18 protein-coding genes and 1 pseudogene are annotated in these 26,968 nt (G+C 56.3%); 6 read left to right on the forward strand and 13 right to left on the reverse strand.

Features of this window, described 5'->3' with window-relative positions:
• Positions 1-2 precede the first annotated feature (2 nt).
• Complete coding sequence (locus M8010_RS08325; RefSeq protein ID WP_250090351.1) at positions 3-2,054, reverse strand: type VI secretion system Vgr family protein; 2,052 nt, start codon at positions 2,052-2,054, stop codon at positions 3-5.
• 168 nt (positions 2,055-2,222) lie between these two features.
• Between M8010_RS08325 and M8010_RS08330 the strand changes: the two genes are divergently transcribed.
• Positions 2,223-3,248 (forward strand): NADP-dependent oxidoreductase, encoded by a 1,026-nt coding sequence (locus M8010_RS08330; RefSeq protein ID WP_250090352.1) that lies wholly within the window; start codon positions 2,223-2,225, stop codon positions 3,246-3,248.
• Positions 3,249-3,286: 38 nt separating this feature from the next.
• Here the strand turns inward: M8010_RS08330 and M8010_RS08335 are convergent, their stop codons facing one another.
• Genes M8010_RS08335 through M8010_RS08360 form a run of 6 tightly spaced genes read right to left on the reverse strand, consistent with a single transcriptional unit; the run spans position 3,287 to position 10,192 of the window.
• On the reverse strand, positions 3,287-4,255 hold the full coding sequence (locus M8010_RS08335) for an NAD(P)H-quinone oxidoreductase (protein ID WP_250090353.1): 969 nt from the start codon (positions 4,253-4,255) through the stop codon (positions 3,287-3,289).
• A 29-nt stretch (positions 4,256-4,284) separates the two neighbouring features.
• Complete coding sequence (locus M8010_RS08340; RefSeq protein ID WP_250090355.1) at positions 4,285-5,406, reverse strand: tRNA-queuosine alpha-mannosyltransferase domain-containing protein; 1,122 nt, start codon at positions 5,404-5,406, stop codon at positions 4,285-4,287.
• A gap of 15 nt (positions 5,407-5,421) precedes the next feature.
• Positions 5,422-7,152: a sugar phosphorylase gene (locus M8010_RS08345; RefSeq protein ID WP_250090357.1), complete on the reverse strand. Its 1,731-nt coding sequence runs from the start codon at positions 7,150-7,152 to the stop codon at positions 5,422-5,424.
• A 25-nt stretch (positions 7,153-7,177) separates the two neighbouring features.
• Positions 7,178-8,398, reverse strand: coding sequence for a glycosyltransferase family protein (locus M8010_RS08350; RefSeq protein ID WP_250090358.1), 1,221 nt, complete (start codon positions 8,396-8,398; stop codon positions 7,178-7,180).
• Positions 8,399-8,429: 31 nt separating this feature from the next.
• Positions 8,430-9,233, reverse strand: coding sequence for an HAD-IIB family hydrolase (locus M8010_RS08355; RefSeq protein WP_250090360.1), 804 nt, complete (start codon positions 9,231-9,233; stop codon positions 8,430-8,432).
• Positions 9,234-9,244: 11 nt separating this feature from the next.
• Positions 9,245-10,192, reverse strand: coding sequence for a hypothetical protein (locus M8010_RS08360; protein WP_250090362.1), 948 nt, complete (start codon positions 10,190-10,192; stop codon positions 9,245-9,247).
• Positions 10,193-10,490: 298 nt separating this feature from the next.
• Between M8010_RS08360 and M8010_RS08365 the strand changes: the two genes are divergently transcribed.
• Positions 10,491-11,945, forward strand: a complete 1,455-nt coding sequence (locus tag M8010_RS08365; protein ID WP_250090363.1) for a protein adenylyltransferase SelO — start codon at positions 10,491-10,493, stop codon at positions 11,943-11,945.
• Here M8010_RS08365 and M8010_RS08370 read toward each other — a convergent pair whose 3' ends face one another.
• Positions 11,946-13,460, reverse strand: coding sequence for a fumarate hydratase (locus M8010_RS08370; protein ID WP_250090364.1), 1,515 nt, complete (start codon positions 13,458-13,460; stop codon positions 11,946-11,948).
• A gap of 166 nt (positions 13,461-13,626) precedes the next feature.
• Here M8010_RS08370 and M8010_RS08375 point away from each other — a divergent pair, with 166 nt between their 5' ends.
• Positions 13,627-14,400, forward strand: a complete 774-nt coding sequence (locus tag M8010_RS08375; RefSeq protein ID WP_250090366.1) for an enoyl-CoA hydratase — start codon at positions 13,627-13,629, stop codon at positions 14,398-14,400.
• Between the two features lie 298 nt (positions 14,401-14,698).
• Positions 14,699-17,575: a hypothetical protein gene (locus tag M8010_RS08380; protein WP_250090367.1), complete on the forward strand. Its 2,877-nt coding sequence runs from the start codon at positions 14,699-14,701 to the stop codon at positions 17,573-17,575.
• 183 nt (positions 17,576-17,758) lie between these two features.
• On the opposite strand, the pseudogene M8010_RS08385 reads toward M8010_RS08380, so the two are convergent.
• The 3 genes and pseudogenes from M8010_RS08385 to M8010_RS08395 form a co-directional block, all read right to left on the reverse strand.
• Positions 17,759-18,752 (reverse strand): annotated as a pseudogene (locus tag M8010_RS08385) (transposase).
• A 145-nt stretch (positions 18,753-18,897) separates the two neighbouring features.
• Complete coding sequence (locus M8010_RS08390) at positions 18,898-21,630, reverse strand: penicillin acylase family protein (RefSeq protein WP_250090368.1); 2,733 nt, start codon at positions 21,628-21,630, stop codon at positions 18,898-18,900.
• A 133-nt stretch (positions 21,631-21,763) separates the two neighbouring features.
• Positions 21,764-22,882 (reverse strand): CaiB/BaiF CoA transferase family protein, encoded by a 1,119-nt coding sequence (locus M8010_RS08395; protein WP_250090369.1) that lies wholly within the window; start codon positions 22,880-22,882, stop codon positions 21,764-21,766.
• A 75-nt stretch (positions 22,883-22,957) separates the two neighbouring features.
• On the opposite strand from M8010_RS08395, the gene M8010_RS08400 reads away from it, so the two are divergent.
• Positions 22,958-23,977, forward strand: a complete 1,020-nt coding sequence (locus M8010_RS08400) for an AraC family transcriptional regulator (protein WP_250090371.1) — start codon at positions 22,958-22,960, stop codon at positions 23,975-23,977.
• Here M8010_RS08400 and M8010_RS08405 read toward each other — a convergent pair.
• Positions 23,962-24,828, reverse strand: coding sequence for a hypothetical protein (locus tag M8010_RS08405; protein ID WP_250090372.1), 867 nt, complete (start codon positions 24,826-24,828; stop codon positions 23,962-23,964). The genes M8010_RS08400 and M8010_RS08405 overlap by 16 nt on opposite strands.
• 5 nt (positions 24,829-24,833) lie before the next feature.
• A complete protein-coding gene (locus M8010_RS08410; RefSeq protein ID WP_250091136.1) occupies positions 24,834-26,225 on the reverse strand; it encodes a DNA recombination protein RmuC in 1,392 nt (463 codons plus the stop codon).
• A gap of 315 nt (positions 26,226-26,540) precedes the next feature.
• On the opposite strand from M8010_RS08410, the gene M8010_RS08415 reads away from it, so the two are divergent.
• Entirely contained in the window at positions 26,541-26,915 is a 375-nt protein-coding gene (locus tag M8010_RS08415; protein WP_250090373.1) for a hypothetical protein, read from the forward strand.
• Positions 26,916-26,968: the final 53 nt, after the last annotated feature.

Consider the following 26,968-nt stretch of genomic DNA (forward strand, 5'->3'; position numbering starts at 1 on the left):
GGTCATGCGCTCCCCGCCTCGCCCGCGTCCGCCGGTTCCAGCTTGAGGCCGGTGTTGGTTTCCGCCAGCTCAGGCGCGCTCACGCCCTTGCCACGACGAGCGCCGAGGGGCTCTGGCTTTTCCGGACGCCGAGATTGTTGGCCACTCCCACTGCCCGGCGAACCACCGGAATTGATTTTGATCCCCAGCCCCGCCAGCGTTACGCCGCTTGGGTCCAGCTTCAGCAGGCTGCCGCCGGCGGAGATCGTGAGTTCCGCACCCGCGTCCAGCACCACTTTGGCGCCAGCCTTGTGGTGGACTTCCGTGCCGGCTTCGCTGAGAGTGCCTTTGCCGGATTTCTGGTGGTAGGTTCCTCCGATGGTCTGGCTGTAATCACCGCCGACAGCCTCTCGCTTTTCGCCATCCACGGTGCAATGGTCATTGCCTTTCATGTGGCTGAATGCGTTGTTTTCGACCGTTCGGTGGCTGTCATTCCTGATGACTTCGGTGCGATTATTCTCGGTCAGCAGGTCCAGGTCTTTCTGGGCATGGATGTAGATCTGTTCCTTGTCCGCTTCGTCCTCGAACCGCAGTTCGTTGCTGCCCTCGCCCTTGTGGGTCTGGGTTTTCAGGGTAGTCCTCGTCTTGTGTTCCGGCAGCGCATAGGGCGGTGTGTTGGTGGCGTGGTAGGTCCTGCCGGTGATGATTGGCTGGTCCGGGTCGCCGTCCAGGAAGGAGACGATGACTTCGTGGCCGATTCTCGGCAGGGCCATGAATCCATACTGGCCGCCGGCCCAGCCCTGGCTGACTCTCAGCCAGGCGCTGCTGTGTTCGTCGTTCTTGGCACTCTTTACCTCGCTTGGCCGCAGGCGCCGATCCCAGGGGAACCGGACTTTGACCCTGCCGTGTTCGTCGCAGTGAATCTCTTCCCCGGCCGGGCCGGTGACGATGGCGATCTGGGGGCCGTCCATCAAGGGTCGGTGTTTCACTTGTGGACGCCAGGTGCGGTCCGCCGGAATGGCGTTGAAGGCGTTGTGGAAGGTGGTGGCACTGCTATTGCCATCCTCTTCCAGGGCCTGGGGCTGTTCGCCGGTGTGAGTGATGCTGGTGAACAGCCATTCCCGGTTCAGGGTCGGGTTGTCGTGTTCGGTGAGTTCGACTTTGGCCCCTACGGTGAAGTCGGGGCGGTTGCTCTGGCCGTTGGCCATGGTGGCGTCGTTTCTCAGGGCGTCCAGCCGGGCTTCGGTGAAGGGCTGGCCACTGGCGTCGGCTTTGAAGCGACCGGGGTAGTCGTAGTGTTGATAATCTTCCCGCTGGCCCTCAAGTTTGTCGGCCTGGTATTCGTGCATCAGGGCGTAGGCGGGGTTCTTGAAGGTGTAGTCCTTCAGGGCGACGGAAGCCGCTTTTACCCGCTTCCGGTAGCTGAACTGGAAGATCGCGCTCTGGCGGGTGCTGCTGCCGGCTTTGCCGTTGTATTCCACCGGCTCCAGCCTGGGGGCGTCGCCGTGATGGTCGGCAATGATCAGAGCTGGTTGGTCGTTGCCTTCCACGTCGCCGTGGTTGAAACGGTAATGCCAGCCTTCCTCGGCAGCCAGTCTCTCGAAAAACGCCAAATCGCTTTCCCGGTGCTGGACGCAGTATTCCCGTTCCTCGGGGGTGCGTTTCAGATCAAACACGGTGTCGACGATGCCCCGCTCTTCCAGCAGGGTGCGCACGATGGCATCCGTGCTCTGGGTCTGGAAGATGCGGCTGTTGTGCATCAGGCCCAGGCGCCACAACGGGGGCTGGACGATCACTTCGTAGCGGGTGCGGCGATGGCCGGTGTCGCCCCGGGCGAATTCGCTCACCACACCGTGGAAGCGCCTCAAAGGCACGCCATCCTGCCAGACCACCAGTTCCACGGGCTGCTCCAGCATTTCTTCAGCCGCGATATCCGGGGAGGTACTGGCCAGTTCCAGCTTGCAATGGAACAGCTGTGAGAGGTGTTCGGTCAGTTCAAAGCGGGCGACCACGAACAGGTCTTTGGGGAGTTCGCCAACACTGGCGGTGAACTGCAATCCGGTTGCCTGGGGCATGACTTCGATCCCTGAAGATTATACAAGTTTGTCTGCTCATCCTGAGCTCGCCCGATTATAACCATCACGCCAGAGAATGTAACCCCGCGTTCGCCAGGCCGGGATGTTGACCTCAAAACGATTCTGCTGCACTCTAATCTGGTTTCATTATGCAACCGGAGATAATTTGTGAGCGAATATACCAATCGAGCCGTAATTCTGAATCAGCGCCCCCAGGGCGAAATTCAGGAAGGAGACCTGGTGCTGGAAGAGCGCCCGGTTCGGGAACTGAAAGACGGCGAAGTTCTGGCCAAGGTTTTGTGGCTTTCTCTGGATCCTTACATGCGCCCGCGCATGAATGACGCCAAAGGCTATATGGACCCGATCGGCATTGGCGAAGTGATCGTTGGCGAGAGTGTTGCGCGGATTGTTGAATCCCGGTCAGACAAGCTGAAAGTGGGCGATCTGGTGACCTGTTACTCCGGTTGGCAGGAATACGTGGTGTTCCCGGGCAACGCCGAAATGGTCTACAAGATTGACCAGAAGGACAATGTTCCCCTGCAGGCCTACTTGGGCGTTGCTGGTATGCCCGGGCGCACCGGCTATTGCGGCCTGATGTATGTAGGCCAACCGAAAACTGGCGAGACCGTAGTGGTTTCTGCCGCCTCCGGCCCTGTCGGAACCGTCGTCGGTCAGACCGCCAAGAAAGAAGGCTGTCGCGCCGTGGGCGTGGCAGGTGGGCCTGAAAAGTGCCGTTACGTGGTGGAAGAGCTGGGCTTTGATGCCTGCGTGGATTACAAGGCCGGCAACCTGGAAGCAGACCTGAAAGCCGCCTGCCCGGATGGTATCGACATCTATTTCGAAAACGTGGGCGGCGCCGTGACCCGTGCCGTTGCACCGTTGCTCAATCCGGGAGCAAGGGTACCAATCTGTGGCTTCGTCTCCGCCTACAACGCCGAGGACATGACCTCGGTTGAGACCCCGTTCCACGTGCTCAAGGCGCTGGACCCGGTTCCGGAGCATCGCTTCTTCCTGGTGACGGAATGGCAGGACAAGCACCAGGAAATCACCAACATCCTGACGAACCGCGTTGCCTCCGGCGAGCTGAAGTACCGCGAGACCGTCGCTGAAAGCCTGGAAAACGCAACGGAAGCCTTCAAGGGCATGCTGAAGGGCAAGAACTTCGGCAAGCAGCTGGTGCACATCGCCGACTGATCCGGCAAACCTCCAGGGACGGAGGTTTTACTCGCGATTTAACCCGCCACCTGCAACAGCACTTTCCCGATATTGCGGTTATCCGCCACATAAGCCATGGCTTCACCGGCCTTTTCGATAGGCCATGAACTGTCGATTACCGGATCAATCTGCCGTGCACTGAGCAGTGGCCAGACGTGCTGATACAAAGCACTCATCACGTCGCCCTTATCTGCCACCGGTCGCGACCGCAGGGTTGAGCCAATCAGGCGATGGCGCTTCATCAGCATCAGCCCCAGGTCTACTTCCGCCATGCGACCGCCCATAAGGCCGATCAGTATGATCCGGCCATCCATGTTCAGCACTTTCTGGTCATCGGAAATGTAGTTGCCGCCGACCGGGTCCAGCACCATGTCCACGCCGCCCCAGGATTTGATGGCCTCGACAAAGGAGCCATCCTTGCGATTCCAGACGCCACTGGCCCCCAGTTTGCGGCAGAATTCCAGCTTTTCATTATCACCGGCCGTAGCAAACACCGGATTACCCAGAGCTGTTGCCAGCTGGATAACGGTGGTACCCAGCCCACTGGCAGCGGCATGAACAAGTACCTTTTCGCCAGGCTTCAGGGCCGCTTCGTGGTAGAGATTCAGCCACGCCGTAGCAAACACTTCGGGAATCGCGGCGGCCTCTTTCAACGTGAAGCCCTTCGGGATCGGCAGTACCTGAACCGCCGGCACCACCACATGGGTGGCATAACCGCCACCGGTAAGCAGGGCGCAAACTTCATCACCGGGCTTGAGGTGATCCACCCCCTCCCCCACTTTGGAGACTACACCACTGACTTCCAGGCCAAGAATGTCGGACGCACCAGGCGGTGGCGGGTAAACGCCAGCTCTTTGCATCAGGTCCGCACGGTTGATGGCGGTCCACGCGATATCAATAGCCACATGATTTTCGGGCACCTCGGAAGGGATGTCGTACTCCTCCCAGCTCAATGTGTCGCCACTGACTTTTATGGCTCTCATCATCTGTGCTCACTCCAGAATTTGGGACAGGCTCAGGATACCGTCTGCCGGCCCAGGGTTGCACTGATCACTTTGTAATATTTCTTTTGCAATTGGCTGAGCCGCCAGGCTTGCGGCATGCAGGGCTCTGGCGGTTGCTGCAACAACTGGCGTAACAGACTGGCCGCTGCCTCGGCTTCCGCCGCCGGATCATTTGCATGGCTGGTATACCGTTGCGCCGCCGGTACATATTCGGAATAGGCCAGGCGATCCGGTGCCAGCGCAATACAGCCGGATGCCATCGCCTCCAACACGGACAAACCCTGGAAATCGTGAAGCGCTGTGGAAATGGCCACGTCAGCCTCTGCCAGCAGGCAGTCATAGTTGGCCCGGCTTTCAAGGTATCCCCAGTTCACAATACGTTCCCGGTGCCGCTCGTGTATCAGGTTGAATGCCTCAGGGCGGTTGCGAAACTGCTCACCCACTACGCTTAACCGGAAATCCTGGCCGGCCGCCGTCAAAGCGTCCAGCAGAAGCAGCAGCCGGTCCGGCGCCTTGTCATACTCCCAGCGATGGTTCCAGAGCAGGTGGGGGCGCTGCCCATTAACAGCTTTGTCTGGCTTGATAAACAGCCGGTCTTCGATGGGCACCGGCACTATCTGCGATTTCTCTCGGATGCTGCTAATGAGGCCATCCGGAAGGCCATCCGGCATCTTATCCAGAAACCGGTAGGCCTCGTCCAGAAAACTGTCCCGGTTCCAGGCACTGTTAAATAGCACCTGATCCGCCGCGACAGCACTGTAAAGGTTAACCATTTTAGGCTCGGCGCTGGAATGCTGACGGCCGGAGTCAGGATAGGCAAACTGGTTTTCGTGCATGTAGAGAATAGCGGGGGTGCTGGCCAGGTGGGGATGAAAGCCCCTGAGAGAGGCCAGGTCCACCATGGAGGTAACAATCAGCAGGTCATAATCGGCCTTCAACGCCGGCTCCTGCAGCCAGGTTAATGCGTTGCCACGAATCCGCCAGCGGAAGAACCGTGGCGGCAGCGCCAGCACGTGCCAGTCAAAGTCGGGCTGGCTGGCCACCAATTGCTCACGCCAGCGCTTATGGCTGCCGGCGTCGTAGGCGGATAAAAGCAGTATGCGGGGCCGATGGCATGGAAAGTTCGATGGCATGGGCGCATTCTGCCATCATTCCCGGTTGGACAGCCACACACTTTGATAGGGTTTGAGGGTCAGGCTTCCGGACAGGTCATCAATCTTCAGGCCGGAAATCAGGTCCTGCCACTGGTCAGTGCCGATCAGGTTAATGTCGCCCAGCGATACCTGCTGAACCTCGTCGGTGACGTTATGGATGCAGAAAATCGACTGGTCACGGCGCATGCTCTGGCGCCAGAAGCCGAACAGTTGCAGCCCCAGATGCAGGGTGAACTGGGTAGCGTTGGGATGGAATGCAGGCTGTTTGCGGCGAATGGCGATCAGCCGCTTAAGTTCGGTGAAAACCTTATGGTGATGGCTGAGAGGGTCCGCCAGCTCTGCCTCCAGCCGTTCCAGGTTCCACTGCCCACGGTTGATGGAGCGCAGTCGCCCCGTGTGCTCTACCCGGTCGCGGTCGTTTTCCGTGCCCAGCAGGCTGTGAATATAGAACGCCGGAATACCTTCCAGAGCCAGCATCACCGTGTGCGCGCAGATAAACCGGTGCAGTTGCCAGTGATCCGCGCCCCGTTCAGCTGTTCCCTTTAGCGCATCGAACAGTGCCACGTTCATTTCATAGGGCTGGTCCTTGCCGTCCGGCGTGCGCCGGTAGGACACCCTGCCCCCGAAGGATTCCATGGTGTTAATCAGACGCTGCTTTTCTTCTTCCGTTAGCAACCCATCTGTAGGGCGCAGGCCCACGCCATCGTGGGAAGCAATGAAGTTGAGATAGGTGGTGCCCATCTGCGCCGGCGGCATACTCATCAACCAGGTTTTCAGGTGCCGACAGTTACCGGTAACCAGGGTGTTGATCAGTAGCGGTGGCAATGAAAAATTGTAGATGACATGGGCTTCGTTGGCGTTGCCGAAGTAGGTCAGGTTTTCCCGATTGGGCACGTTGGTTTCGGTAATCACCACACCCCGCGGAGTATGATGCTCGATCAGCAACCGCAAGATCTTGATCAGTTCGTGGGTTTGCTGCAGGTGAATCGACGGCGTGCCCACCTCTTTCCAAAGGAAAGCCACCGCATCCAGCCGGAAAATGGTCACGCCCCGCTCCAGGTAATAACGGATGATGCCCACAAACTCGTTCAGCACCTGGGGATTGGCGAAATTCAGGTCCACCTGGTCTTCGCTGAAGGTGCACCACACGTAGCGCTCACCATCGTCCGTCTGCACCGAGTTCAGTAGCGGCGATGTGCGGGGCCGCACCACGGCGCTCAGGTCATCCGTGGGCCTGGCCTCGAAGAAATAGTCCTTGCCGGGGTCAATCCGCTTTTTGAAGTTCTCGAACCAGCGGCTACGGGCCGACATATGGTTGATCACCAGGTCCGCCATCAGCTTGTAGTTGCCGGCGATACGTTCGATGTCTTGCCAATCACCGTGGGATTCATTGACGGCCAGGTAGTCCATCACCGAGAAACCATCGTCCGAGCTGTAGGGGAAAAACGGCAGAATGTGTACAGCCGATACCGTATCCCTCAGACAGTCCTGCAGAAACTGGTACAGAGTCTGTAACGGTTTTTCATTCTCCCGCTGCACCGTGTCTGCGTAGGTAATAAGCATCACATCGGCTTCGTCCCAGTTATTCTGGTGGGCCGGCGGCGCGGCGGCATCCCGCTCCAGCCCCATGGTTTGCAGGAGCTGATCTGCCAGAAAGCCCGTGTCGATGGCGGGATAAACCACATCCAGCATGGTGGCCAGCTTGTGGTGCAGGGTGTTGCTCATGGTTGGTGCTCCGGCTTGGTCCACACTAGCGATATTCCTCATTGTCCAGTTCCACGGCCTCCAACAGTTGTTCCTTGATGTCCGGAATGGCGCTGGTAACCCGGTTCCAGCTCGGGATGAAAGGGGTATCCATGGGGTTGTCCAGAAAATAGGCCCCTGCCCTCATCACGTTCTGCGCAAACAGCTCCACTGCCTTTTCTTCTTTGTGACGATCAAAGTCCAGCCCGTTGATCACGGCATCGCTATGGTAGGTTTCAACAAAATCCAGAGCAATGCGGAAATAGGCGGCTTTGATGGTGCGGAATTTCTCATTGGAGAAGATCTCGCCGTTGGTGGCCAGCTTGCGAAACAGGGCCTTGCTGATGTCGATACTCATCTTGGACAGACCGCGGCTGGCGTCTTCCGGGGACAGCTCCTGGTGCTTGTGGTCGTAGGTATCCGCGATGTCCACCTGGCACAGGCGATTGGTGGCGTAGTTGCGTTTCATTTCCGAGAGCACGCCCACTTCCAGGCCCCAGTCGCTGGGAATACGCAGGTCATTGATCACATCGGTACGGAAGGAGAACTCCCCTGCCAGCGGGTAGCGGTAGCTGTCCAGATAATCCAGGAAATCGTTCGGGCCACAGACTTTTTTCAGCGCACGTATCAGTGGTGTGACCAGCAGGCGGCTGACCCGGCCGTTCATTTTTCCGTCAGCCACGCGCGCATAATAGCCTTTGCAGAACATATAGTTGAAGTTGGGATTGGCCACCGGGTAGATCAGCCGTGCCACCAGATCCCGGGAATAGGTAAGTATGTCGCAGTCGTGCAGCGCCACCGATTTGCTCATACCGGAGGCCAGAACATACCCGAAGCAATACCAGACGTTTCTGCCCTTGCCCATTTCCGTCGGTGCAAGGTTCTGTTCCCGGAGTTTGAGATCCAACGCCCGCAGCCTGGGGCCATCGTTCCAGAGAACCCGCACGTGCTGAGGCAACCCGGAGAAGTACTCCAGGGCATGACGATATTCCTGCTCGTTCGCGCGGTCCAGGCCGATAACAATCTGCTCCAGATACGGCACCTTCGCCAGTTCCTCGACAATATTCTTCAGCGCCGGGCCTTCCAGCTCCGAATATAGCGATGGCAATACCAGCGACATGGGCCGGGCTTTGCGAAAGCTCATCAATTCCGCTTCCAGCTCTTCCACCGGCCGACGGCTGAGGTTGTGGAGGGTGGTTATGATGCCATTCTGGTAAAAGTCGCCCATGGTGGAGCTCCTGTCGTTTCAATGCCCGGGTTCAGTAACCGTACTCAATCAGCAGATTCAGTACGCATTCGTTCCAGCCTGCTGGGCCTTCCTTGATGGAGCGGATCGCCCTGCTCTGGGAAGGCAGCGATACGCGATCTGACTGCACGCCCTTAATAATCACTGCAATGTCCGCCTCCTTCAGCATGTATTGGTCGTTAGGGCTGTCACCCAGCGCGATGGCAATAATTTTCTCTGCTGCGTACTGCCCTTCGTACTTCCCCAGCAAAAACCGGACCCCATCGGCTTTATCAAAGATTCCCATGGCGTGAAGAAAGCGCCCGCCCTGCACCAGTCGGCAGTTTTGGGCGGCAAGTTTCTGTCTGAAATCGTCCAGGGATGCTTCGTCGCCCTCCCACAGCAGGGGTTCGGTGCCCACCCTGTCCTTGGCCAGCTCCGCCGCCGATTCCGAGAGGCCGGAGTGGCGGGCCAGTTCTGCCGCACTCATGTCGCTGAAACTGCGAAACTGAAAGCCCTCGTCGCGCAATTGTGCGAGTACCGCGAGTATTTCCTCCCGGCACGCCCCAAAAGTCTCCACGTGCTCCGGGCCCGGTCCAAAACAGTTCGCGGGAATGATTACGGCCGCTCCGTTTTCAACAATAAAGGGTGAGGCATTGCCCATATCGTCCCTCACCACCCGGACCTCGCCGGCGGTTTTACTGGAATTGAGCACAACAGGTATACCCCCTGCTGCCAGCCGTTCCAGAGCAGGCCGGGCGGCGGACCAGTCATAGTTGTAATGGTCCAGCAGGGTGCCATCCAGGTCAGAAAAGACAATCAGGCGTGGTTTGGCCATGGCGATATCCTTTACTGGCGCTGACGGATCAGCGGTTCACTGAAACTGTGGTCTTCGCCCACGTTGATCAGGCAATCCGCGCGGGCCGGCATTTCCGCCAGACTGGCGCGAGTGATTCGTTCGTAGTGCATGATGAAGCGGACGACCTCTTCGTCGCTCATGATGCGCGATGGCTGTGCAGACTCCCCGCTTTTGTTGCCCTGTTCTGGTGCGCTGACGGATCGCTCCCGGAGCTTGTGCTCCTGAAGAGTGCGCCACTGCAGAACGCATTCCATGGAGGGCGCCCGCAGCATGATCAGGCTGTCGAGCTGATCAAAAAATCCGCAATACTCACCTTTGAGACACTGATTGACGTACCGGCGCCACAGGCCCTCCGGGTCCTCAGCCTGCTCCAGTTCGTTGACCGGCGTCATCAATTCTTCTTCGCTGGCTGCCGGCACGGCGCCAATACACCAACCCTCGACCAGGATGACCTGTGCCCTGCCCCTGAATACCGGCCACTGTTCCTGCAGGCAGCGGTCGTCGCGGGATTTGTCGAAGGCGGGAATGGGGATTTCGGACTCCGGGCCGGCGGCTTTCAGCTGTTCAATAACCTGCTGGCCCAGGGCAATATCGTGGGTGCCGGGTACGCCCCGGGTTATAAACAGCGGGTGCACTTCCCTGGCCAGTTGTTCCCGCTCGGCGCGGGTCAGGTAGAGGTCGTCCAGGGAGAAGTTGGCGGTGGGGATACGGTAGTGGGTGCTCAGTAGTTCCCTGAGGAATAGGGTGAGGGTGGACTTGCCCGTGCCCTGGGCGCCGTGGATGCCGATAATGATGGGTTCGCTGCGGGCCTGTCTGAGGCTGTGGATGTGTTGGGCCAGGGGGAGGATGGTCTTTTTGACGGTGTCGGCGTAGGAATCGGGAAGGGATTCCTGTTTTATCAGGGTCTGGATGGTGGTGGTCACTTCGGGTGCAGACACGGTTGGTTGTTTCCCTGTGGTTTGTTTTGGGTTTTGCAGGTTTTGTACCAATTGGAGTATAGGCAGTGGATATTCGGTTTGTCGGATACTGGAGTTATCTGGGACACTGGCGTTCGAAGCCCTATGAACTGGGTGCAGGCGGTCATGGGAGATACCCTTTGCAGACACGCCGTGAACCCATCCATGGGGGCTCGGCATTGCCATCCTTGGCAATGCACGGTCTTCAAAGGGTATCTCCCATGACCGCTCTCTGGCTACGGAGTCAGATTTTCATCGTTTTGAAGGTTCAGAATGACCTATGAGCAGCAACGAATTCAAAGTTGAACACCGCTATCTTGAGCTACCGGACAGTTTCTATACCCGGGTGCAACCAACACCGTTGAAAGCTGCCCGAATGGTGTGTTTTAACCATGATCTGGCTCGGGAGATGGGTTTCCATTCGGAGAATCCGGAGGAGTGGACCGGTGTGGGGGCTGGCACCGAGTTGCTTGAGGGGATGGACCCGGTGGCGATGAAGTACACGGGGCATCAGTTCGGGATGTATAACCCGGATCTGGGGGATGGCCGTGGGTTGTTGCTTTGGGAGACGGTGGGCCCGGATGGGCGGCGTTGGGACTGGCATTTGAAGGGGGCGGGGATGACGCCCTATTCCCGGTTCGGGGATGGGAAGGCGGTGCTTCGTTCCACTATCCGTGAATATCTGTGCAGTGAGGCCATGGCGGCGTTGGGGATTCAGACCACGCGGGCGTTGTTTATGGTGAGTGCGAATGATCCAGTGCGGCGGGAGTCCATTGAGACGGCGGCGGCGCTGGTGCGGGTGGCGCAGACTCATATCCGCTTCGGGCATTTCGAGTTTGCGGCGCATCATGAAGGGGAAGAGGCCCTGAAAACCCTGATAGAGCATGTGATTTCGCTGCACTTCCCTCACCTGATTGAGCTGCCGGAGGACGAGCGTTACCAGCGCTGGTTTGTGGAGGTGGTTGAGCGCACCGCCAGGATGATTGCAGACTGGCAGGCGGCAGGCTTCTGCCACGGGGTGATGAACAGCGACAACATGTCGATCATCGGCGATACCTTCGATTATGGCCCCTACGCTTTCCTGGACGATTTCGACGCCGGCTATATCTGCAACCATACCGACCAGGGCGGGCGCTATGCCTATAACCGCCAACCCAACATCGGTTTTGTGAACTGCCAGTACCTTGCGAATGCGCTGCTCCCCGTTATGGACGAGGACGATGTTCGGCGGGGGCTGCGGCGTTACGAAATCGCCTATAACGAGCGATTCCTTCAGAACATGCGGGACAAGCTCGGGCTGGCTCTGGAGGACGAGTCGGACCTGAGCCTGATCATGGATACTTTCAGCATGATGCACGAGCACCATGTGGACTACACCTTGTTCTTCCGCGGGCTATCCAACCTGACTTCCCATGGCTCTGGGCCGATTCGTGATCTGTTCGTGGACCGCAGCGTGGCGGACGAGTGGCTGGAACGCTACGAACAGCGCTTGCAGTCCGAAACCCGTGCCCATGACGAGCGGGAATACCAGATGCGCAAGGTGAACCCCAAGTACATCCTGAGAAACTACCTGGCGCAGCAGGTAATCCTGGAAGCACAGAACGGTGACTACGAGCCGATGAAAGAATTGCTGAAGGTGCTGAAAAAGCCGTTCGATGAACAGCCGGAATTCGAGAAGTACGCGGCGCTTCCCCCGGACTGGGGAAAGCACCTGAGCATCAGTTGTTCTTCCTGATCAAACCGCCTTGGCTGCAATGATCTTGTCGTGCCATTCGACCGGCCCCGTCTGGTGAACCGACGAGCCCTTTGAATCCACGGCTACCGTCACCGGCATGTCTTCCACTTCAAACTCGTAGATGGCTTCCATTCCCAGTTCCGGGAAGGCAACCACTTCCGCCTTTTTGATGGCCTTGGACACCAGGTAGGCAGAACCACCCACCGCCATCAGGTAAACGGCGCCGAATTCCCGAATGGCATCGATCGCCACCTGACCACGCTCGGCCTTGCCGATCATGCCGGTGAGGCCGGTTTTCTCAAGCATGGTGCGGGTGAACTTGTCCATGCGAGTGGCGGTGGTGGGGCCTGCAGGGCCAACCACTTCCTCGCGTACCGGGTCTACCGGGCCTACGTAATAGATGAAGCGGCCTTTCATATCGACCGGCAGTTCTTCACCGCGCTCGATCATATCCACCATCTTCTTGTGGGCAGCGTCACGGCCGGTCAGCATCTTGCCGGACAGCAGCACGGTTTCGCCCGGCTGCCAGTCTTTGACGTCTTCCGGCGTAACTGTATCCAGGTTCACGCGGCGCACGCTGTCACCCACTTCCCAGGTAATTTCCGGCCAGTCGTCCAGGCTCGGTGGTGTTTGCAGTGAAGGGCCGGAGCCGTCCAACACAAAATGCGCGTGGCGGGTGGCGGCGCAGTTGGGAATGATCGCCACCGGCTTATTGGCAGCGTGAGTCGGATAATCCTTAACTTTGACATCCAGAACCGTAGTCAGGCCACCCAGGCCCTGAGCGCCAATGCCCAGGTCATTGACCTTCTCGAACAGCTCAAGGCGCAACTCTTCGGCACGGTTGGAGGCGCCACGGGCCTGCAGGTCGTGAATATCGATCGGGTCCAGCAGGGATTCTTTCGCCAGTTCCATTGCTTTCTCAGCGGTGCCGCCGATACCAATACCCAGCATACCGGGCGGGCACCAGCCGGCGCCCATCTGCGGTACCATCTTAAGCACCCAGTCCACCACGGAATCCGACGGATTCAGCATGGCGAATTTGGACTTGGCCTCGGAGCCACCGCCCTTGGCAGCCACATGCACATCCACGGTGTTACCCGGCACAATTTTGTAATGGATAATGGCAGGCGTGTTGTCCTTGGTATTGGTGCGCTTGCCGTCCGGGTCGGCCAGAATGGAGGCGCGCAGTACATTATCCGGGTGCATATAGGCCCGGCGGACGCCTTCATTGATTATATCGTCCAGCGCCATATCGGCATCCCACTGCACATCCATACCAACCGTGACGAACACCGTAACAATGCCGGTGTCCTGGCACAGTGGCCGCTTACCCTGTGCACACATGCGAGAGTTGATCAGGATCTGCGCCATGGCATCCTTCGCCGCCTGAGACTCTTCCCTCTGATAGGCCTCGTAAACTGCCTGGATAAAATCTTTCGGATGGTAGTAGGAGATGAACTGCAGCGCGTCCGCTACGCTCTCGATCAGGTCGTCCTGGCGGATTACGGTGGTCATAGGCGTCTCATCAGGTCTGGTTTGTCGATTGGGTTGTTAAATTGGGGTGTATAAACAGAAGCGCGAAGTTTACCAGAAAATCCGGAAACGCGGGATCAGACAGACGGCAAAGGTTTTTCACGGTAACATCGTTGCCAATCATGATCATCGCACTACAGGAGACACCGTGACCGACCTGGTACTTACCGAAAAGAACAATCACACGTTAACGGTCCGCATTAACCGCCTCGACCGCAAGAACGCCCTCACCCACGATATGTACACCGCCCTCGGCGATGCTATCGAACAGGCCCGGGACGATAACGACATTCGCTGCATCCTCTATACAGGCAGCGAAGACTGCTTCACCGCCGGCAACGACCTGGGCGATTTTGCAGCCGGCCTGCCCGGAGACTTTGAAGACACCCCGGTTGGCCGCTTCCTGCTTCTGCTGGCCAGCACCAGTAAGCCCATCGTGGCAGCAGTGAACGGCCCGGCCGTTGGTATTGGCACCACCATGCTGCTGCACTGCGACATGGTATTTGCCGGCAATAACACCCGCTTCCAGATGCCTTTCGCCACACTGGGTCTCTGCCCGGAAGGCGGCTCAAGTCTGCTGCTGCCCTCCTGGCTTGGCCGGGTACGTGCGGCGGAACTGCTTATGCTGGGTGATGCCTTCACCGCCGACGACGCCTTGCGAATGGGGCTGATCAACCGCGTGTGCGAACCCGCACAGACAGAAACGGCCGCCCTGGAAGCCTGCGCCCGGCTCATCGCCCAACCACCGGCCGCCATCCGCGCAACCCGGGAACTGCTGAACAGCGCAAACGGCGAAGAGCTGAAAACCACAATGCTGGCCGAAGGAAAATTGTTCGCCGAACGCCTGAAATCCCCTGAAAATGCAGAAGCCATCAAGGCCTTCACAGAAAAGAGAAAGCCCGACTTCTCAAACTTCAGCTAGGCTCGGTGCAGGCGCCCTGAGGGACTCGACAAACCTCTCAGGGCAAACTATTTTTCAATGAAGCCGAACTCTAACTGTGCGGGTGGGCTCCCAATGGCCAGAATCACACTTTAGAGCGATCAACTGTTGCTTTACTGCAGTTATAGTCAGAGTTACAGAAAACTTGGCACAGAGCGCTGGCCAGAAATTCAGACAACAGATAAGCAGAACAGGCCACTGACAACGGGTTTACCGGACCAGACCGGCCCCGTCAGCTGCCGAACATAACGACACAACAACAGGAAAAGGTTCCACACCCATGTTCAAGAAAACTCTAATAAGTCTTGCTGTGGCGTCCTCCCTTGGACTAACAGGGTGCTTTGACAGCGCCGGTTCGGGGTCCAGTAATGCGAATCCGAATCCGCAGATCAGTAATCCGGAGATTGATGGTAAGACCTGGCCGTTCTTTAACCCCGTGACCAGCAACCTGCCTCTACCAAATGACCTGATCTTCGGGTCCGATGATGAAAACACAAGCATAAATGAAGCCGATGGTTCATTCCGGGTGGCGGATACTTCTCCTCCCGTTACAACTGCATTGAACCAGTTGAGCGGCGCCTCAACCATTGCTCCTCCTGTGGTTCGCTTCAACGGGCAAATTGATGAAGATTCCGTTGACTCCAGGGCATTTATACTGACAGACCCCGAAGACCCCACCAGCCTGGTTCCCAACCCGGGCCAGAACGTGTTCCTGATTGAACTTGAGTATGCTAGTGGTGACCCGGTACTTGGCCTCGGAGAAGGTGAAAGCCCCAGTATTCCCCTAGCCGTAACTGCACAGACTAATCCGGGTGCTCTGGTTGCTGCTGATATTGCTAACAACCCTGAATATGTCGCTGAAGTTGTTGAGCTTGATGGCACCTCTGCAATACGCATCAATCCGACCAAGCCGTTGAATCCGTTTACCCGTTACCTCGTCGTCGTTACCAACGAGGTTCTCGATGTCAATGGCGACCCGATTATCCAAGATCCAGTTTATCGTGATGTTGCCAATCCCGAGCGCCCACTGGGCAACGCAACGGCACTCGCACCTGTGCGCCAGATCGTTGACGGTTTCTGGGAGAAGATTGCGTCTGCCTATTTCGGTCTACCAAACTCGGTAAGACAGCAACAGGGCGTTGACCCGCTGGATGAGCAAAGTATTGCCCTGTCCTATAGCTTCACCACCTCCAATGATCAGGAAGTTCTACAGTACATCGCTGACCCGAAAGAGTTCCTGATGGATACTATTTTAGGTTCCATACGCTTTGATGCGGTCACTGCAGCTCGAGAGGGTGGTGAAACCGACTTTGCCACACTCAAGCAGATTGGTCAGGATGCCGTTGATGGAGCAGAGGAAGCCGTGAGTGGTCAAGCCGAAAGTTTGGTCGGGGCATTAGAAGCCCTGTTACCAACACCCGCAAACCGGAGTTCTTCGGCAACGTTCGAGGATCCGCAAGATGTTACTCAGGTATCTGCCATCGCCAGTCAGTTTGTTGACTTCGGAGAGGTAAATCTGGTCCAGGGAACTATTGACCTGCCTTACTATCTGGGTGTGCCCACCGGTACTTCCGATGCCGAAGGCTCGGTTATCAATACGCAAAGCTGGGTTGCCAACTCAGATCTTGCTGCAGTCGCGGGAGATCTGCTTGATGCGGAATTGGCACAATCTGAACCCGACGTCAGCAAGGTCGTTAACTATCGCTTCCCATTCCCCGCTAAATCTGCTGATGTCACTGTACCAATCATGGTGCTATACCCAGCGGATTATGATGCAGACAGCGACCCTTTAGAAACCATCATGTATATGCATGGCATAACAACAGACCGCAGTACAGCACTTACATTCGGCAGTGCTCTCGCAAATGCATCCAATGTCGCTGTGGTTGTCATTGATCAACCACTTCACGGGGTAACACCGTTCAGTGAAGCCGATCAAACTGAACTTGCTGAGACTCTCGCCGAAAACCTTCCGGGCGGGGCGACAGATGAGTCTGTCCAAGCTTTAATCGAAGGGGTAGCGGCCATCGGCTTTGTGATTGAGAATAATCCTGCCGTCGACACTCCGCAGGAAGCGGAGGCCTTTATACAAAACGTCACTGCACCCGGAGCAGCAACACCAGATGAAGATGACGCCACTTATCCATTAGTAACAACTGCTCGTTCATTGCGTTCGCTTGAAAACACAGTTGCAAATGCAGGAAGCACCGTCCCTGGATTAGCCAAAACTGATAACGAACGCCATTTCGATTTTACTGCCAGCGCCTCCAACACGCCGACAGCAATGTCGGGGACCTCCGGCGAATCTGGAAGCCTGTTCATTAATTTGACCAACTTCACTAACTCTCGAGATAAGAATCGGCAAGCTGTCGTAGACCTCCTGAACGTGCGTGCCTCGTTGATTGGGCTTGATTTCGACGGTGAAGATGGAGCTGATCTGGATGCCGACACCGTATACTTTGCTGGCCACTCTCTCGGCACAATCGTTGGCGCACCGTTTGTCGCGGTTGCCAACGAGAGCAGTAATACGGACGACGACATCGTTGCTGCACAACTGTTGACTCCGGGAGCCGGTATCGTCAGGTTGCTAGAGAACTCTCCTGCTTTTGCACCCCAGATTCTTGGGGGGCTCCAGGCTGCCGCAGGGCTTGAGCAAGGCGATGCGAATCTGGAGACGTTCTTTAACGTATTCCAGGCGGCATTGGATTCCACGGATCCGATCAACTTTGCGGCGAGCCTGAATGCTTCGGAAACTCCGGTTCTTCTATCACAAGTTAATGGCGACACTGTCATTCCGAATGATGCATTGGCAAATCCTCTAGGTGATGCTTTCGATGCTTACCTGTCTGGTACCGAACCGTTTGCGGCTCTTCTGAATGCCACCTCGGTAACCAATGCCAACGAAGTGAACCTCGGTATCGAAAACGGACCTCTGGCGGGCGTCGAAGGAGTGCCTCTGGCCAACGCTGCCATTACCCGTTATATCGAAGGCACTCATGGTACCCCTGTGCTACCGGAGGGCGGTCCGCTTGACGAGCGTGTCTTTGCCGAGATGATTCGGCAAACCGTAACTGTTAACGCCACAGGTGGCGGGGCTGTGATCCTTAATTTCATGGAGCAAGACACTGACATCACGGAGATCGTTCAACAAGACTAACGGAATCAGCATCGAAAAGGGGTGGCTTTTGCCACCCCAGTGTGTTGACGAACCCTGGTCTTTCCGGGGTTCGTTGCGTTTGGGCGCTTTTAAATTCAGTTAGCGATGGGAGGGGGCAGCCCAATATTCCCGGTCGGATTGCCAATACTCCCGATAGGCAGGTTTCAGGGCCCATTTTCGGATCTACCATTGTAAGCCAAGTGTCCTAGGGTATTTTAGAAATAAAAGACGCGCCAGGATATGCGCGATCTTCTTCATATTGTGGGCTGAGGCGGCCAGCACGCAATGCTCGAGAACCTTCGAGAGCTCCCGTAATCGAGCATAACGTTGACCACGCAACTGTTTGGCATCGGCAAATGACTGCTCTACGGTTTCCCGACGTCGTTTATAGTGTGCTTTGCCCCACGGCGTTAACCGATAACTTTCCGTTCTGTCTTTGCTGTCCTGCCAGACATTCCGAGTGAGCACCTTCACGTGATTAGCGCTAAGCCTGCATTGGACTAGTAGCGAACAGTCTTTGCAGTGACTCGGGTTGGACTTGTACTCACGGTATCCAATCACCCCATGGATTCTCCAGTCCTCCACCGCCTTGCAGAGGGCAGCAGTGTAATGCCCCGCATCCAGTCCAACACCCCAGACGTCGAAGCCGAAGCGCTCACATTGACGATCAAGCCGATCGAGATAGGGGCGGCTGTCATGCAGGTTGGCCGGCGTGGAGTAGCTGCCCGTAATAATGGCATTGCGGCTGTCTACCGTCCGGTGGTCCAGGTAGAAGAAGCTCTTGGGCTTGCCTTCCCGAACCATGTAGCCACTGTCCGGATCGGTGGGACTAATCTTGGTGTCTTCGGTTCTGGCTCAGGGTGGAGGCGTCCAGAATCTTATCGGTCAGGTTGAAGCGCAAGAACCAGCGATACGCCACGTTGACCTGTATCTCTCAGACCAACTGCCGCTCACTTCGGATGCCGAACAGATAGCCCAGAAACAGCATCTTGAACAGCACCACCGGGTACAGCGCCGGTCGTCCGTTGTTCAAGCATTACAAGTGCCGAACCCGGTCACGAATAAACTCGAAATCGATTTACTGGTCAATGGTTCGGAGAAGGTGATTGTCGGGGACCAGCGATTCGAGACTGACCATCTCGAGTTCGTGTTGTTGTTGGGACGACTCTTTGAGCATGGGGCAGCCCCTGAAAAATCCATACCCCAATTACAACAACCCCTCCAAAATGGCGAGGGTTTGTCAGCAGTCTGAACCCCGGGCCTAAGGCTCCGGGGTCACTGTGATTACAGTCAGATGGTTGTGTTATTTGATACTATATTCATCAATCGCTGATGGTAATCACCCCACCGCTCAAAAGATTCTGCTCAATCTCTTCATCCGTAAAGAAAAGCTTTCTTGCGTCCTTTTGCGAGTAGCGCACACTCTGATCTACGAAGAAATCAGACTCCGCATCTGAAGATTGGGAGTAACTGGTGAGACCATAAGCCTGTGGACCATCCTCGGTAAACTCCAGACCGAAGTGCCAACTTGTGCCACGAGCCATTAACCAACCTTCGCCTTCATTTGAGGACAGTCCTCCCGCAAAACGAAACTCCGTTTCCTCGGGCTGTTTAACACCTTCGTAATCTGGCGTATTTAGTCGTGGTATACGCGTATCTTCAGCGAAAGAGTTATCTACAACACCAATAGCGTTGAATGCACCTTCCACGTTTCCATCACCACCGTGCCAGGGAATTCTGGAAGCGAGCGCTTCGGCACTTGTGGGGTCACCGCCTGGGGGAACGCCGCCGCTGGGCTGATAGTACTGCACCTCACTTAGTGGGCTATCAAGTGCGATACCCGCATCATCCAGCAACACCATGGCAGCAGCTAGGGACTGAAGCATTGCATCATCTGCGGTACCGCGACCATCCGCTGAAGGGTCAGCCGGTGTATTGACTGGGTCTGCGGGGTCAAACTCCGTGTCCAGATCCTTCGGGAAGCTGCGGTTATAGATGTCAATAAAAGCTCTGAACAGATGAGCACCTGTGCTGGTCAGATCGTAAGTTCCGTTCCAACCATTCAACGCATCACAACCTGCAGTCACATCCTGTGTGCCAGGTGATATTACCTCAGGATCTGATGGCAGCAGGCCTTGGGGTACACTAACCGGATCGGTTATCAGGGCGCAGCGCTCCTGTAACTCCGGCAAGAACTGCTCTGCATACCAGGCCCGGTTATTCCAGATGGTATCGATCAGATCCTTGGCGCTGAATTTACCATCTTGACCGGCTGGCGGTATAGTATTTGAGTCCAACCCGGGATCCGTTGGATTTTGCAGCATCTTGATGCCAAGTCTGGTACGAGGGTTGACCGGCTTATTTTCAGGGCCAAACAGTGGTGAAAAACCTGTCAAGAACTCATCCGGATTGGTAGCCCAGTGACTACTATTCGAGTTCTGGACCCAGTCCGTACGCTGCAACTTCGGCTTGTCCTCAAAGGGCACCAGTCCCGCGCACTCGCCCTCAACCCAGTCATCACGTGATTTCGAGCCATCAAGAAGGGTCACGTTATTGTTAAACAACTGGTCGAACGCCGGACTCGCCGTGCGCTTGAAATCCAGAACAGCCAGAGAGGCATCGGACAAATTAGGCACAGAACTGCTGTCAATAAAGTAGGCGTTGCCCTGATCATCCGCATAAGTGGTGTTAGTCCAAAGAGTAGTGCCACACTGCCGGAACACATCCTTGAATTCCTCGAGGTTGGTTGCCCGACTCATTCCAAGCCAGGTATCCAGTAAGCCGGACGTATTGGCATTGGCATCGCGATAGGTGTAAGCAGCTGGCTCTCCGTTGACCAAACCGGTACCACCCCACTCCGGGAAGGCGTCGTTGGCCTCGTTTGCTGCCAGCATTGGGCCGTATTCCGAGAACCAGAAGGTTCTTTCAAGTACAACCGGTTCGGGCGCCCCCATGTTCACTTCGACCTGAAAGGTTTTGGAAGTAATGGGTTTTTCGACGCCGTCTTTAATATAAGTCAGCGGGTCCCCGGGTTTCAGCTCCAGTTCATACCAAGTGAAACGACGGCTGGTGGTCACGGTATGGGACCAAGCCAGATTCTCATTGAAGTTGATCAGCGGGATGGCCGTGCCAAGGAGGCCTGCACCATTAACGTTCAGATATCCCGGAACAGTTAGTTGGGCCTGGTAGAGGCGCCTATGGCCGGTGTACGGGAAATGGGGATTCGCCAGTAACGCCCCTTTTCCATTTTCGGTCAGTTCAGAGCCAATACCCCAGGCGTTGCTGGCCAGGCCCATGTCGGCAAAGTTGTCGATTTTGCGAGCGTTTTCGCGAGCAGCCTTGGCCACTTGTAAGGTATTGCCAATGGCACCACCAGTGCTTGTCATAGGCTGAGCCAAAACCGGGTCGGCTGACTCTCCTGGAGGTACCGCAGCAAAGGCTAACCCCGTAGCAAACTGAGCGCCACTGGCAAACTGTCCCACAATTCGATAATGAGCCAGCAGGTCCGTTGGCTCGATTTCCTTCACCCATGGCTGGTCGCGACATTCAGCGGGTAAGGCTCCGGGATCAGTTTCACCGACATACCGGTTATACCCGGCTGTGAATCCCTCAACCATGGCACGGCTTTCTTCGCTCAGTTGTGGGAACTCGGCTTTCGCACCGCTGAGAATATCCTGTGCCTTGTAGCTGAAGTCGTTGATAATATTAATACTGTCATTGCCCGGACCAAAATACTTCGCCCTTTCACTCCGTGCCTTGACGAAGGCCTCTGCCAACAAGCACACATTATCCTGAGCCTGCACGTAGCCGTGCCCGAAGGCTGCAGAGGCAAGATTATCCGCCTTAACATGCGGGACCCCGTTGGTCGTCCTCCTTATAGTTGCCTCAAATTTTCCGTCCGCCGGAAAAAGCTGTTCGTTCACTGAGCTATCGGAACTCGAAGAGCTACTCCCGTCGAAACATCCTGTAATCAGAAAGCTACTGGCCAGCGCTAATCCAGCAGCTTTCAATACGCCTGTATCAGCGCTTCTGAAAGGGTTGCGAAGCAATTTCATAGTTGTTTGTCCATTGTGATTGTTATGAATGAGCCAAAGATGACTCACTCTCACAAATTAGCAGACAAACTGTTTTTTCGCTAAGAACTGATGCCGCTTTCATTTCTTGGCTTTAAGGCTATTCGGGCGTTTTTCAAATCTCGTCGTTATCCGCCCCCAACGCCCGCCCGGTATAACGGCTCTCACAAGGCGTCGCGCTGAACTTGATCGGATGCCCTATCTGCTTCTGGGAACCACCACCGCCTTTGGCTACCTCGATTACCATGTTCCGCGCTTTCATCTGGGGGTGGTCTGCAGCCTCCGTAATCGTCAGAACCGGCTCCACACAGGCATCCTGGTCTGCGAATACGTTCTGCCACTCCGCCAGAGTTTTCTGGGCGAATGCGGCTTTCAGGGCTTCGCAGATGGTTCGCTGATGTTCAGGGTTCTGGCTCAGGGCGAAGCTTTTCATCTCGGGGATATCGAGGGCATCGCATAAGCGGGCTGAGAATTGCGGCTCCAGGCTGCCGACGGATATCCAGCGGCCGTCGCTGGTCTGGTAGTAGTCGTAGAAGGTGCCGCCGTTAAGCATGGAGCTTTCCGGTTGCTGTTCCTGCCCTCCTGCAAGGGCAGCCGCACCGGCCATTCCGTTGAGGGCGAAGGCCGCATCCGTCATGCTGATGTCGATATACTGACCTTCCCCGGTTTGCTGCCGGTGAACCACTGCCGCCAGGATGCCCATTACCGCATGGTGGGAGCCGCCAGCCACGTCCGCCACCTGGATGCCCAGTGGTGGCGGGCCAGATGCCTTGCGGCCGCTGTGGCTGGATACGCCAGCCAGCGACAGGTAGTTGATGTCGTGGCCGGCTCGGTCTTTGTAGGGGCCGGTCTGGCCGTAGCCGGTGATGGCGCAATAGATCAGGTTCGGGTTGATGGCTTTCAGGGTTTCGTAACCGATGCCCAGCCTGTCCATCACCCCCGGGCGGAACTGTTCGATCACCACGTCGTAGTCCTTGACCAGGCGCTTGACGACATCCGCACTGCCCTCTTTTTTCAGGTCCAGGCCCAGAGAGCGTTTGCCACGGTTCAGAAAGGTATGGGCGGTGCTTACGCCATCTTCCAGCGGGGGCATAACGCGGGTGAGGTCCATGCGGCCAGGGGCTTCCACCCGCAATACGTCAGCACCCATATCCGCCAGCAACATGGTGGCGTAGGGGCCAGGCAGCAATGTGCTGAAATCCAGTACTTTAACGTGGCTTAGTGGGCCCGGCATGCAAATCTCCTTATGGTTGCATTGTAAGCGAGGGGTTTTATGATGGGCTTCATTCAAATAAGGATAAACGATGACATGTCGGAACTCACTGTTTCCAGACACTTTGTGGAAGCCGCGCTGATCGGCGCCGAGAAGGCCGGATTCGATACCCATGCCCTGCTCCAGGAAGCCGGCATTTCACCGGACTTGCTGAAGATCGAAATGGCTCGGGTCAGTAGCACCCAGTACAGCCGGCTGATGCAGATTATCTGGAACTGCATGGAAGATGAGTTCATGGGCCTGGGCCCGCGGCGCTGTCGTACCGGCACCTTTGCCACCATGTGCGCCCTGGTGATTGATTGCCCCAACCTTGAAGCGGTTTATCGACAGGCGTTCGAGTTCTGCCGGCTGTTCGAGCCCATGGTCACTATGCAGCTGGAGGTAGATGACAAAGACGCACGGCTGGTGACGGTGATCGAGGGTGACACCTACGATCCGATGCATTTTTTTCGGGAAAGCATTCTGGTTATCTGGCACCGGCTGGGCAGTTGGCTGATCGGGCAACCGGTGGAACTGCAGAAGGCGGAATTCAACTATCCCCGACCGCCCCATGGCGACGAGTACCGGCATATTTTCCATTGCCCGCTGTCGTTTGAGGCTAACGAAACCGCGCTGACGTTCGATAAACGCTTTCTGCAGGCGCCGGTGATTCGCGACAAGTCTGAAATGCGTCAGTTCCTGAAAACATCGCCAGCGGACCTGTTGTCGCGCCCGGATGAGAGCAACACGTTTACTGGCCGTATACGGGCGCTGATTGGCCGGGATTTTACCCGCTCGCTGCCTGATTTTGAGTGGATTGCCGCGGAACTTCACACCAGCCCCCAGACTCTGCGGCGGCGACTGAAGCAGGAAAATACGTCGTTTCAGGAGATCAAGGATCTGCTCAGGCGGGATTTAGCCATCTACTACCTGTCACGGCCGGATTTGCCGATCAACGACATCGCGTTCCGTGTCGGCTTTACCGAGCCTTCCACTTTCCATCGCGCGTTCAAAAAGTGGACTGGCGTTACCCCCGGGGCGTACCGCGAGGGTGAACGGGGTCAGCTGCGGGGCTGACTGCTCCCCTGCATCGTCTTTATCAGGCGACCGAGCGTGCGGGCGATTTCTTCCGCCAGTTCGCGGTTCTGGCTCAGTTTCATCAGGCGTGAACCATCCCGTGGGTCATATATCCAGCAGCTGGTGGTTGCGCTCTCGCAGTTCCACTCAACTTGCGGATTAACCCCGAACACGCCCATCGACTCTGTGGTTCTTACCACCCGTCCGTTGTCCTCGCGTCGGGATTCCTGGATGCTGAGCCTGTCGTTGCGTTTTTCGAGCTTGTAGGCAATGTCTGCCGGTTGATCCAGCCTTACGATCCGCTGATCGGATCGCCACCCTGCCCCTTCGAGAAGGGTATTGGCATGAATAACCAAGGCCTCTGCATCCGAATCCGCAAGATACAGCTGCTTGAGCTTATCCAGAGATTGATCGCCGGCCGGTTCGATAATCGCAACGGGTTCATTCTGGTTCTGGCTGGCCTTGCTGGCCCGGGCACCCTCTAACTTGCGAGCTTTTTCAACGCGGGTGATCATCTTGAGCGCGTCGTTATAGTGCTCGCCTTCGGTACCAGCCTCGCTGACGTATTTTTCAAGTGCCGCTCGCGACTCGTTGAAGTGGCCAGACTCCATCATCACCCGACCGCGAAAATAGAAATAGTCTGCAGGCTTTTTTCCTTCGAGTTGCTGAAGACGGTTGAGGTATTCCCCCGCCTCGCCCCAGCTTTCTCCGCTCACAGCCTCTTCGGTGGCCAACATCAAACGGCGGATTTCATGTTCAGGCTCCAGAGCATGAACCTGACTGGCCATCAGCAGCGATGCCAACACAAGGCCGCAAAATGAACTGCGCCCGACACGGATTATCTTGACCATTTCATCTACTCCTGCTCGTTTTCTCGGGCGGTGTCTTCTTCAGCGTCCACTTCTGCCTGGTCCATAATCGCTTTCGGAAGTTCTTTTTTAACACGAACGCCCAGCTCCACAAAGCGATTGGCCTGGGATATGAGATTTCCCCGGCCACGGGTCAGGGTGTTCATTGCCGAGTCATAGGTGCCCTGGGCGGTATGCAGCTGAGTGCCAAGCTTTTCCATGGCCTCCACAAATATCCGAAGCTTGTCGTAAACCGCACTGGCTCTATCTGCAATGCGTCGCGCGTTCTGGCTCTGGCGCTCATATCGCCAGATGTTCTCGATGGTGCGCAATGTAGCCAGTAACGTGGTTGGTGTAACCACAATAATCTTTCGCTCAAACGCTTCTGCGAATAGGTTCTCGTCTTGCTGAAAAGCCGCCACAAAGGCCGGCTCTATGGGCATGAACAGAAACACGAAATCCGGCGAATGCAAACCGTGAAGCTGGCTGTAGTCCTTGTCACTCAGCGCTCGGATGTGGTTTCGAACCGCTTCGACATGCTGCCCGAGGGCTTCCTCCTTTGCGTCTTCATCCTCTTCCGTTGCCCATTGCTGATAGGCCACCAGCGACACTTTCGAGTCCACAACGAGGTTACGCTGGTCGGGCAGGTGCACAATCACGTCTGGCCGTAACAACTGGTTGTCATCATCGCGGTAACTGCCCTGGGTCTCGTACTCAATGCCTTTGCGCAAGCCGGACCGCTCCAGCACCCGTTCGAGAATCAGTTCACCCCAGTTGCCCTGGATCTTTTTGTCGCCCTTGAGAGCCTTGGTGAGGTTAGAGGCCTCTTCGGTGATCTGGCGATTCAGTTCCTGAAGGGACTTGATTTCGCTTCTCAGCGCCTGTCGATCACGGGTTTCATTAGTGTAGACATCTTCCACGCGCTTGCGGAAATCCTGCAATTGATCCCGGAACGGATTCAGCAGGGTATCAATACTGGTGCGGGTCTGTTGGCTGAAGCGTTCACTTTTCTGTTCAAAAATGCGATTGGCAAGGTTCTCGAACTCCTGTTTCAACGCATCGCGATTGCGCTCCAGCAGCTCCAGTTTCTCCGTGGTTGCCCGGCGCTCTTTATCCAGGGTGACTTCCTGTTCTCTCAGGGAAATTCGTGCATCACTGAGTTCTCTCGACAGCTCTTCGGCACGCCGTTGCTGCGAGGCTCGTTCGCTTTCAAGTTGTTCTATGCGCGCCAGCTGCGACCGGCATTCAGACTCCAACCCGGCCACCTGGTTATCCAGCAACGCGGCACGCTGGCGCCAGCTTTCGGTGGCGCGGCCGCCCCGTACCACCAGGAACACCAACAGACTCAGAACCAGGGCCAATACTGCCGCAAACACGACGGTTTGCGGTTGGTTTTCCATAACAGCGACAACGGCCTCAGGCACCCTGATCTCCTTGACTGATTACTCGAAAATGACAATACAGCAACAGTTTACCCCATTAGCGGAACCTTTTGACGCGTCGCCCCGTCGGATACCTGGAGCGCCACATATGGCCATCGACTTCTTTGCAAAAATATCAACCTGATGCATCCGCCTCTGGACTCGGTGCGTAATATCATCTAAAACGGTAAAAAGGCGCTGTGGGCCGCGTTGAAGAGACATTGATGGTTTATCGATGAATAATTTAAACCCGGCACCGTGGCCTCTGGGCAGTACAAAGGACGAAAATACCACATGCTGAAAGAGCTCTGGAGAAAACTGGGATCGGAATTGTCCCCTGCCGGCTGGCCAGAAGCGCAAGGCAGCTGCCGTTCGCAAAACAACCACGGTGAGTTCCGCATTTTGCCTCATATGACGCATACCGGGGAATTTCACCTGGAACGACTGACCAGTATTCTGAAAGGACGCTACGGTAGAAGTTTTCCGAACCACGGTGATGAGTCCATACTCGAACTGATCCACTTTGCCTCCCGTATTCAGGATCAGGACGTGCAGAGAGAGCTCTTACTGTTCTATCTCAACTGCTCCCCGATTGTTCAGGAATATCTCCGTTCCCACGAAGTGGTTGCAGAAAACCACTTTCTGTCCCGAACGCCGCAGATCACATAATCCCGGCGTTAATGATCTGTAAACCCTATCTACTGTTATGTTGTTGTATACTT

Origin of the sequence: Marinobacter sp. ATCH36, assembly GCF_023555055.1 — a bacterium.
Classification (GTDB): Bacteria; Pseudomonadota; Gammaproteobacteria; order Pseudomonadales; family Oleiphilaceae; genus Marinobacter.